We start from the raw sequence: 9910 nt of genomic DNA, 5'->3' as shown, positions 1-9910 counted from the left end.
GCGTGCATCGACGACGCTGCGCGTCGTGCTGGCAGCCTTCGTCGTGCTTTGCGCGGCGGCTGCCGGTGCGAGCGCAGCGTCGTTCGTCGGGAGCGTGGAAGCGGTGTTCGTCGGGTTGCTGAGTGCCGCCTTGCTCGCCTCGGTGGCGCGTGAAACCAGTGCGCGCCGTGTGCCGTGCGCGTTGCTGCTCGAACCGGGTACCGGCGCGTTGGCCGCGTACGATGGTTCGGGGCGACGCCTCGCGCACGGTGCCGTGGTTCGCTGCACGCATTGGGCGGACCGGCTGCTGGTGCTCGAGATTGCACGCGAGCACGGGCGGCCGGTGCCGTTCCTGGTGCCGGCCGATGCCCTCGAGCCGCGCGCGTTTCGCGCGCTGTCGGTGGCCGGCAGGCGAGCCGGCCGCGATTAGCGGCGGGTGCGTGGGCCACGGCCGCTTTCGCGGCGCGCCGGTGGGCGTTGGTACAATAGCGCTCCGCGTTGCATCCCTAGTTAACGGATTTGTCAGGTGAGTGAAAAAGAAATCGATCAGGTTCTGGTCGAACGCGTTCAGAAAGGCGACAAGGCGGCGTTCGAACTCCTGGTCTCCAAATACCACCGCAAGATCCTCCGGCTGATCTCGCGCCTCGTGCGGGATCCCGCCGAGGTCGAGGACGTGGCCCAGGACGCGTTCATCAAGGCATACCGCGCGCTGCCGCAGTTTCGCGGCGAATCCGCGTTCTATACATGGTTGTACCGAATTGCCGTCAATACGGCCAAGAACTACCTTGCGACCCAGGGGCGCCGCGCGCCGACATCCACTGAAGCGGATGCGGAAGAAGCGGAAACTTTCTCGGACGCAGACCAACTAAGGGATATCAACACGCCCGAGTCGATGTTGATGAGCAAGCAGATCGCCGAAACGGTGAACGCTGCGATGGCCCTGCTGCCCGAGGAATTGCGTCAGGCCATCACATTGCGGGAAATCGAGGGCCTGAGTTACGAAGAAATCGCGGAAATGATGAACTGCCCGATCGGCACCGTTCGTTCGCGAATCTTCCGGGCCCGTGAGGCGATCGCCAACAAGTTGCGTCCGCTTCTCGACACGCCCGAAGGCAGGCGCTGGTAAGGCCTGCCCCGGGGTGCGGAAACGGCACGGGGTCCAGTTATACAGAGTCGTGTGTCACGACGGGGTATTGAAGATGGGGAGCATCATGGGGTCGGTCTCTACGCAATCGCATTCGCAAGGCCGCTCGCAACGCGAGCGTCTATCCGCACTGGTCGACGGCGATTCGCCCGATGGCCTGCCGCTCGGCCAGATCCTGGCCGCGTTCGGCGACACGGAGCGTCGCGCCTGGTCCGAGTTTCACGCGATCGGCGACGCACTGCGTTCCGACGATCTCGCGATCGCGCCGGCGGTCAGCCACGCCTTCAGCGCCCGGTTTTCCGCCGCGTTCGCGGCCGAGCCGCACCTGATCGCGCCGGCCGCGCTGACGGTCGAGGCCGCCGCACCGGCGCCGCGCAGCGCGCTGCGCCGCCGTCTCGTACCGGGGCTGGCGGTGGCCGCCGCGGCCGCCATGTTCACCTGGATCGTCGTGCCGCAAATGCAGGGCGCGGGCCAGCCGGGTGTCTCGCAGGTGCAGGTGGCATCGGTGGCGCCGCAGGATCTGCAGCGTGTGTCCGCGCCGGCCCGTCAGGATCTGAACATCATCCGCGACGCGAGCCTCGACCAATACCTCGAAGCGCACCAGCAATTCGCGCAGCAGCCCGTCGTGTCGGGCTCGATGCCGCTCATTCGCACCGCCGTCACGACGCAAGGCCAATAAACTCGATGCGGACATTGCTGTTGAATCGCGCCACTTCCGGCTGGACGCGGCTGCCTGCGCTCGTGTTGTGCGCCGCCGCACTGATTTCCGTTCACAACCACGCGATCGCGCAACCCGCACTCGATCCGGCCGCCGGCCCGCAAGCCGCGGCCGCTTGGCTGGACCGCATTCAGCAGGCCGCGCAAGCTCAGAACTACGACGGCACCTTCGTGTTCCAGCGCGGCAATTACGTGCAGTCGTCGCGCATCACCCACGTCGCGGCCAAGGGCGGCGAATACGAGAAGATCGAAAGCCTCGACGGCAAGCCGCGCAAGCTGCTGCGTCATAACGACGATCTCGTCACGTTCGTGCCTGAGCGTCATCTGTGCGTGGTCGAGCGTCGCCAGAACCGTGACGCGTTCCCGTCGCTGCTCGGCGCGAGCGGCGAACAGGTGCTGTCGGCCTACGACGTCAAGCCGGCCGGCCAGGATCGGGTGGCCGGTATCGACGCGCAGGTTGTCGAACTGGTGCCGAAGGACGCGAACCGCTTCGCCTACAAGCTCTGGACCGACGCCAAGACCGGCCTGCTGCTGCGTACGCAGACGCTCGACGCCGACGACCACGTGCTCGAGCAGGTAGCGTTCTCGCAATTGCAGATCGGCGCCGCGAATCCGGCCGAAAAAACCATCATCGCGAACAGCATCCGCAACCTCGACAACTGTACCGTGGTGCGCCCGCCGGTGGCGCCGGTCGACATCGAGGCGCAGGGCTGGAAGATCGCGCCGAGTGTGGCCGGTTTCCGCAAGATCCGCGAAGTGCGTCGGCCGATGGCCGCGCGCGATCCGAAGGCCGCGCCGATCGCCGTCGATCAGGCCGTGTTCACCGACGGCCTCGCTACCGTGTCGGCCTTCATCGAACCGGTGGAAAAGGGTTCCACTCGCAAGGAAGGGGCGGGCAGCACCGGCGCCACCCATGTGCTGGTCAAGCGCAGCGGCGATTTCTGGATCACCTTGCTGGGCGAAGTGCCGCAGGCAACCTTGCAGCAGTTCGCGGGTGCCATAGAATACAAGCCTTCGAAGTAAGCTCCCGGTTCCCCGACATGATCAAGACCACGCTGCGTACCTGGACGGCCGCGGCGGCGATGACGGCGTGCTTGCCCGTTGCGTCGCTGGCCGCGCAAACCGCTTCGCCCACCTCGGGTGCGTCGGCGCCGGCTGCCGCATCGGTGCCGGTTGCACCGCCTTCCGCGCCCGCGGCCCGCGCCGCGTTGCCCGATTTCGCCGATCTGGTCGAGAAGGCCGGTCCGGCCGTGGTCAACATCCGCACCACGGCCACCGTGCCGGTCGATCCGCGCGGCGCGTTCCAGCCAGGCCCGGACGACGGCGACATGTCGGAGTTCTTCCGCCGCTTCTTCGGCATCCCGCTGCCGCAAACACCGGGGGCGCCCAAGAGCGCGCCCGATGCGCCCGACACCGAACAGAACCGCGGCGTGGGCTCCGGCTTCATCCTGTCGCCCGACGGCTATGTGATGACCAACGCGCACGTGGTCGATGACGCCGACACGATCTACGTGACGCTGACCGACAAGCGCGAATTCAAGGCCAGGCTGATCGGCGTGGACGAGCGCACCGACGTCGCGATCGTCAAGATCAACGCCGCCAATCTGCCGAGCGTGTCGATCGGCGATTCCAACAAGGTGCGCGTGGGCGAGTGGGTGGTCGCGATCGGTTCGCCGTTCGGGCTGGACAACACGGTCACGGCCGGCATCGTCAGCGCGAAGGGCCGCAACACCGGCGATTACCTGCCGTTCATCCAGACCGACGTCGCGGTGAACCCCGGTAATTCGGGCGGCCCGCTGATCAACATGCAGGGCGAGGTGATCGGCATCAACTCGCAAATTTATAGCCGGACCGGCGGCTTCATGGGCATTTCGTTCGCGATTCCGATCGACGAGGCGATCCGCGTGGCCGAGCAGTTGAAGACCTCGGGCAAGGTCACGCGCGGGCGCATCGCCGTGGCGATCGGCGAGGTCACCAAGGATGTCGCCGATTCGCTCGGCCTGCCGCGTGCGCAGGGCGCGCTGGTCAGCAGCGTCGAGCCGGGCGGCCCGGCCGACAAGGCCGGCGTGCAGGCCGGCGACATCATCCTCAAGTTCAATGGGCGTGACGTCGAGGAAGCCACCGATCTGCCGCGCATGGTCGGCGACACCAAGCCGGGCTCCCACGCGACGGTCACGATCTGGCGCAAGGGCACCTCGCGCGATCTGCCGATCATGATTGCCGAAGTGCCGGCCGAGAAGAGCGCGCGCAACGCCGACGGCAAGCCGAGCCAGCCGGTCAAGCCGCGCCAGAGCAATGCGCTCGGCCTGACGGTCAGCGATCTGACGGCCGATCAACTGAAAGCGGCCAAGGTGCCGAACGGCGTGCACGTCGACGCGGCCGACGGCCCGGCGGCGCGCGCCGGCCTCAAGCGCGACGACATCGTGATTCGCGTGGGCGACACCGATATCACCAACGCCAAGCAATTCGCCGACCTGACGTCGAAGCTGGACCCGTCGAAGATGGTGGCGGTGCTGGTGCGGCGCGGCGACAACACGCAGTTCGTTCCGCTGCGTCCGCGCCAGAAGTAATCGCGGCGCGTGGCCTTCACCCTCTACGGCCGCGGCTGGTGCCACCTGTGCGATGATCTGCGCGCGGCGCTGGCCCCGGTCGCGGCCGAGTTTCAGGTGGCGGTGACGTACGTCGATATCGACGCCGATTCCGCGCTGGTGGCGCGCTATGACGAGGACGTCCCGGTGCTGCTGCTTGACGGCGCCGAGGTGTGCCGCCACCGGTTCGATGCGGTCGCGGTGCGCGCGGCGCTGTTGCGGCGCGGCGTGGCCGGCGGGGCGCGGTAAAGGCGCCGGTCGGCCCGGCAAGCGGCCGTCCCCGCACACATTCCTGCAGTTTTCGTGCCTTATCTGGCCGGGCGCGGCCAAAATGCCGCCTCTGCCAAGCCTTTTCGGCTAAAATAGGCTGTTTTTTCACCGACTTACAAGGCGTGCTCCGCAGTCGTCGAGCGCGCCTTTTTCGCTTGATCGGCACTGAATGGATCATATTCGCAATTTCTCGATCATCGCGCACATCGACCACGGCAAGTCGACGCTCGCGGATCGCATCATCCAGGTATGCGGTGGCCTCTCCGACCGCGAAATGGAAGCGCAGGTGCTCGACTCGATGGATCTCGAGCGCGAGCGCGGCATCACGATCAAGGCACAGACGGCCGCATTGTCCTATCGCGCACGCGATGGCAAGGTCTACAACCTGAACCTGATCGACACCCCGGGGCACGTCGATTTCTCGTATGAAGTGAGCCGCTCGCTGTCGGCCTGCGAGGGCGCGTTGCTGGTCGTCGATGCAAGCCAGGGCGTCGAGGCGCAAACCGTCGCGAACTGCTACACGGCGATCGAGCTCGGCGTCGAGGTGGTGCCGGTCCTGAACAAGATCGATCTGCCGGCGGCCAACCCGGAAAGCGCCATCGAGGAAATCGAGGACGTGATCGGCATCGATGCGACCGATGCCACGCGTTGCAGCGCCAAGACGGGGCTCGGCGTCGAAGATGTGCTCGAAGCGCTGATCGCCAAGGTGCCGCCGCCGAAGGGCGATCCCGACGCGCCGCTGCAGGCGCTGATCATCGATTCGTGGTTCGACAACTACGTCGGTGTGGTGATGCTGGTGCGCATCGTCAACGGCACGCTGCGTCCGAAGGAAAAGATCAAGCTGATGGCCACCGGTGCGCAATACCCGGTCGAGCATGTCGGCGTGTTTACCCCGAAATCGCGCGATCTCGAATCGCTGTCGGCCGGCCAGGTGGGTTTCATCATCGCCGGCATCAAGGAGCTGACGGCCGCGAAGGTGGGCGATACCGTCACGCACGTCGCCAAGCCGGCGCCGGAGCCGCTGCCGGGCTTCAAGGAAGTGAAGCCGCAGGTGTTCGCGGGCCTTTACCCGGTCGAGGCGAACCAGTACGACGCGCTGCGCGAATCGCTCGAAAAGCTGCGCCTGAACGACGCCTCGCTGCAATACGAGCCGGAAGTGTCGCAGGCGCTCGGCTTCGGCTTCCGCTGCGGCTTCCTCGGCCTGCTGCACATGGAAATCGTGCAGGAGCGCCTCGAGCGCGAATTCGACATGGACCTGATCACCACGGCGCCCACCGTGGTGTACGAGGTCGTGCAGGCCAACGGCGAAATCATCAAGGTCGAGAATCCGGCCAAGATGCCCGATCCGGGCCGCATCGCGGAAGTGCGCGAGCCGATCGTCACCGTGAACCTGTACATGCCGCAGGAATACGTCGGGGCGGTCATCACGCTGTGCGAACTGAAGCGCGGCTCGCAGATCAACATGCAGTACCACGGCCGCCAGGTGCAGTTGACCTACGAAATCCCGATGGCCGAAATCGTGCTCGATTTCTTCGATCGCCTGAAATCCACTTCGCGCGGCTATGCGTCGATGGATTACGAGTTCAAGGAATACCGCTCGTCGGACGTGGTCAAGGTCGACATGCTGATCAACGGCGACAAGGTCGATGCGCTGTCGGTCATCGTGCACCGTTCGCAGTCGCAATATCGCGGCCGCGAAGTGGCGGCGAAGATGCGCGAGATCATCCCGCGCCAGATGTACGACGTGGCGATCCAGGCCGCGATCGGCGCGAACATCGTCGCGCGCGAAAACATCAAGGCGCTGCGCAAGAACGTGCTGGCCAAGTGCTACGGCGGCGACATCTCGCGAAAGAAGAAGCTGCTCGAAAAGCAGAAAGCCGGTAAGAAGCGCATGAAGCAGGTGGGTTCGGTCGAGATCCCGCAGGAAGCGTTCCTCGCGATCTTGCGGGTCGAAGACAAATAACAGGACTGATCCTTTTATGAATTTCGCATTGATTCTATTTGTGCTCGTCGTGTTGACGGGGATTGCGTGGGTGCTGGACAAGCTGGTGTTCCTGCCGGGCCGTCGCAAGGCGGCCGACCAAGCGGCAGCCGAGTTCGACAATCAGCAAGCGCGCGTCGAGGCGCGCTTCGCCGACGAAAACGCCGATGCGACGCGCGCCAAGCTGCGCGACGAGAAGCTGCGCCAGCCGTGGTGGCTCGAATACACGGCAAGCTTTTTCCCGGTGATTCTGGCGGTGTTCGTGGTGCGCTCGTTCGTGGTGGAGCCGTTCAAGATTCCGTCGGGCTCGATGGTGCCGACCTTGCTGGTGGGCGATTTCATCCTCGTCAACAAGTTCGAGTACGGCCTGCGCCTGCCGATCACGAACCAGAAGGTCACCTCGGGCAGCCCGCTTTCGCGTGGCGACGTCGTGGTGTTCCGCTATCCGAAGGATGAGTCGGTCGACTACATCAAGCGCGTGATCGGCCTGCCGGGCGACACCGTGCAGTACTACGACAAGAAGCTGACCATCAACGGCCAGGCCGTGCCCGAAACGCCGCTGCCCGATTTCTTCGACGAAGAGCGCATGAACTATGCGAAGCAGTACGAAGAAACCATCGACGGCCGCAAGAACGCGATCCTGAACAACCCGGCCGTGCCGCCGTTCGTGATGGGCGCCGACGATTTCCCGTACAAGAGCAACTGCCAGTACAACGAGCACGGCGTGACCTGCAAGGTGCCGCCGGGCCACTACTTCATGATGGGCGACAACCGCGACAACAGCGCGGACAGCCGCTACTGGGGCTTCGTGCCCGACAAGGATGTGGTCGGCCGCGCGTTCTTCATCTGGATGAACTTCAGCGACCTGAAGCGCATCGGCTCGTTCCACTGAGCCACCGGTCGATCCCGGCCAGCATTGCGCGACGGCCACGCGCAATGCTGGCAAATCACTTCAAGAACCCGCGGTAACACCGCTTCGACACGCCTTTTCACGCCCGGCATCCGTCACTCGACGGCACCCGCGGCCGCGTTATACTCCTGCTCATGTCTCAGTCCCAGTTGGAAAGCCGGCTGCGCTACGAATTTCGCAATGCGGAATTGCTGCGTCAGGCTTTGACCCACCGTAGCCACAGCGCCACGCATAACGAACGGCTCGAGTTTCTCGGCGATTCCGTTCTGAATTGCGCGGTGGCGGCCCTGTTGTTTCAGCGCTTCAGCAAGCTGGACGAGGGCGATCTGTCGCGCGTGCGAGCCAATCTCGTCAAGCAGCAGTCGCTGTACGAAATTGCTCAGGCCCTGAATATTTCGGAAGGCCTGCGGCTCGGGGAAGGGGAGTTGCGCAGCGGCGGGTTTCGCCGCCCGTCGATTCTCGCGGACGCGTTCGAAGCCATCATCGGGGCCGTGTTCCTCGATGGCGGCTTCGAAGCCGCCCAAGGGGTGATCAAGCGCCTTTACATACCGATTCTCGATCACATCGATCCGCGCACGCTCGGCAAGGACGCCAAAACCCTGCTCCAGGAATACCTGCAAGGCCACAAGATCGCGCTGCCGACCTATACCGTGGTCGCCACGCATGGTGCGGCGCACAATCAGCAATTCGAAGTCGAATGCACGGTGCCGAAGCTCGAGATCAAGGTGTCGGGTTCCGGCGCGAGCCGCCGCGCGGCCGAGCAGGCTGCCGCGAAGAAGGCGCTCGACGAGGTGATGGCGCGCCCGATGGCCGCTGCCAAGCCGAAGCGCTCGAAGAGTTCGCGCGCCAAGGGCGAGCCGGACATCGTGCCGGGCGTAAAGGGTGTGCAGGAAGCGCTGGACCTGCGGGCCGCGCCGGCCGAACGCAAGGAACGTACGGCGTCCGCGGCGGGCAAGCCTGCCGACGGCGCCGCCGAGCGCGGCATACCGGTGGCCGTGATTCGCGCGGGTTCGCACGGCGACACTGTGAAATCGGCCGACAAGCCTGTGGATAAACCGGCCGACAAGCCGAACGACAAGCCGCAAGCGACGGATAAACCCGCCGCCGACAAGCCCGCCACCGAGAAATTGGTGCCGGCAGCCAGCGACAAGCCCGATACCGCCGTTCGTGGCGCCGGTACGGGCGACCGCACGTTGCGCCTGCGCGACACCACATCCGGGCCGTCCGACGACGCCGATACCGACCTCGCCGCCGCGCCCCTGCGCGTGGCCGATGCCGGTCACTGAACTCCTGATCCAGTCGCGGGCCGCGTCGTGCGGCTCGCCACGCATTGCAGCAACCTGATATGAACGCTCCCGTTACTCCCGCCGGATTCCGTTGCGGCATGGTCGCCATCGTCGGCCGGCCGAACGTCGGCAAATCGACGCTGATGAACGCGCTCGTCGGCCAGAAGATCAGCATCACCTCGCGCAAGGCGCAAACCACGCGCCATCGCATCACCGGCATCCACACGCTGCCGGACGCGCAATACATCTTCGTCGATACGCCGGGCTTCCAGACGCGCCACAGCACCGCGCTGAACCGCACGCTGAATCGCACCGTCACGTCCACGCTCACCTCGGTCGACGCGATCCTGTTCGTGATCGAGGCGGGCCGTTTCGGCCCCGACGATCAAAAGGTGCTCGACCTGATCCCGAAGAACGTGCCGACGCTGCTGGTGCTCAACAAGCTCGACCGGGTCGCCGACAAGAGTTCGCTGTTCCCGTTCCTAAAGGAGATGGGCGATCTGCGCGAGTTCGCCGAAGTGGTGCCGTTGTCGGCCAAGAGCGATGACGATGTTGCCCGGCTGATGCAGGTCACCAGGCCCTACCTGCCGGAAGGCGATCCGATCTACGGCGAAGACGACCTGACCGACCGCAGCTCGCGTTTTCTCGCCGCCGAAATCCTGCGCGAGAAGGTGTTCCGCTGGACGGGCGACGAGCTGCCGTACACGAGCACCGTGATCATCGACAAGTTCGAGGAAGAAGGCCGGCTCACGCGCGTGTTCGCGACGATCCTGGTCGAGCGCGATTCGCACAAGGCGATGGTGATCGGCAAGAAGGGCGCCAAGCTCAAGCAGATCAGCACCGAGGCGCGTATCGACATGGAAAAGCTGTTCGACGGCCCCGTGTATCTGGAGACCTTCATCAAGGTCAAGAGCGGTTGGGCCGACAACGAAGCGGGGCTTCGTGCCTATGGGTACGAATGACGGGACGGACGGCGTCGGCGACGATGTCCCCGTGTCGCTGGCCGATCCCGCGCCCGACGTGCCCGACGCCACG

General features: G+C 65.2%; 10 protein-coding genes. All 10 read left to right on the top strand.

The features are described 5' to 3' along the window. The coding region (locus ACYP33_RS07990) for an RNA polymerase subunit sigma (RefSeq protein ID WP_459620851.1) at positions 1 to 409 on the top strand (409 nt) is incomplete at its 5' end. Positions 410 to 505: 96 nt separating this feature from the next. Continuing rightward, positions 506 to 1105, top strand: a complete 600-nt coding sequence (rpoE, locus tag ACYP33_RS07985; protein WP_414444290.1) for an RNA polymerase sigma factor RpoE — start codon at positions 506 to 508, stop codon at positions 1103 to 1105. 85 nt (positions 1106 to 1190) lie between these two features. Next, positions 1191 to 1802 (top strand): RseA family anti-sigma factor, encoded by a 612-nt coding sequence (locus tag ACYP33_RS07980; RefSeq protein ID WP_414444291.1) that lies wholly within the window; start codon positions 1191 to 1193, stop codon positions 1800 to 1802. Between the two features lie 5 nt (positions 1803 to 1807). Then, a complete protein-coding gene (locus ACYP33_RS07975; protein ID WP_414450097.1) occupies positions 1808 to 2863 on the top strand; it encodes a MucB/RseB C-terminal domain-containing protein in 1056 nt (351 codons plus the stop codon). Between the two features lie 17 nt (positions 2864 to 2880). Continuing rightward, positions 2881 to 4410 (top strand): DegQ family serine endoprotease, encoded by a 1530-nt coding sequence (locus ACYP33_RS07970; protein ID WP_459620848.1) that lies wholly within the window; start codon positions 2881 to 2883, stop codon positions 4408 to 4410. A gap of 9 nt (positions 4411 to 4419) precedes the next feature. Continuing rightward, positions 4420 to 4677: a glutaredoxin family protein gene (locus ACYP33_RS07965; RefSeq protein ID WP_414450095.1), complete on the top strand. Its 258-nt coding sequence runs from the start codon at positions 4420 to 4422 to the stop codon at positions 4675 to 4677. A gap of 190 nt (positions 4678 to 4867) precedes the next feature. Beyond that, positions 4868 to 6661, top strand: coding sequence for a translation elongation factor 4 (gene lepA, locus ACYP33_RS07960; RefSeq protein ID WP_414450094.1), 1794 nt, complete (start codon positions 4868 to 4870; stop codon positions 6659 to 6661). A 16-nt stretch (positions 6662 to 6677) separates the two neighbouring features. Next, a complete protein-coding gene (lepB, locus tag ACYP33_RS07955; protein WP_414444296.1) occupies positions 6678 to 7571 on the top strand; it encodes a signal peptidase I in 894 nt (297 codons plus the stop codon). 152 nt (positions 7572 to 7723) lie between these two features. After that, entirely contained in the window at positions 7724 to 8875 is a 1152-nt protein-coding gene (gene rnc / locus ACYP33_RS07950) for a ribonuclease III (RefSeq protein ID WP_459620845.1), read from the top strand. A 59-nt stretch (positions 8876 to 8934) separates the two neighbouring features. Further along, entirely contained in the window at positions 8935 to 9837 is a 903-nt protein-coding gene (era, locus tag ACYP33_RS07945; protein ID WP_459620844.1) for a GTPase Era, read from the top strand. Positions 9838 to 9910 lie beyond the last annotated feature (73 nt).

It is taken from the genome of Burkholderia sp. 3C (assembly GCF_054589155.1).
The sequence above is the reverse complement of the archived record's forward strand: the minus strand, read 5'-3'. Positions and strand labels throughout refer to the sequence as shown.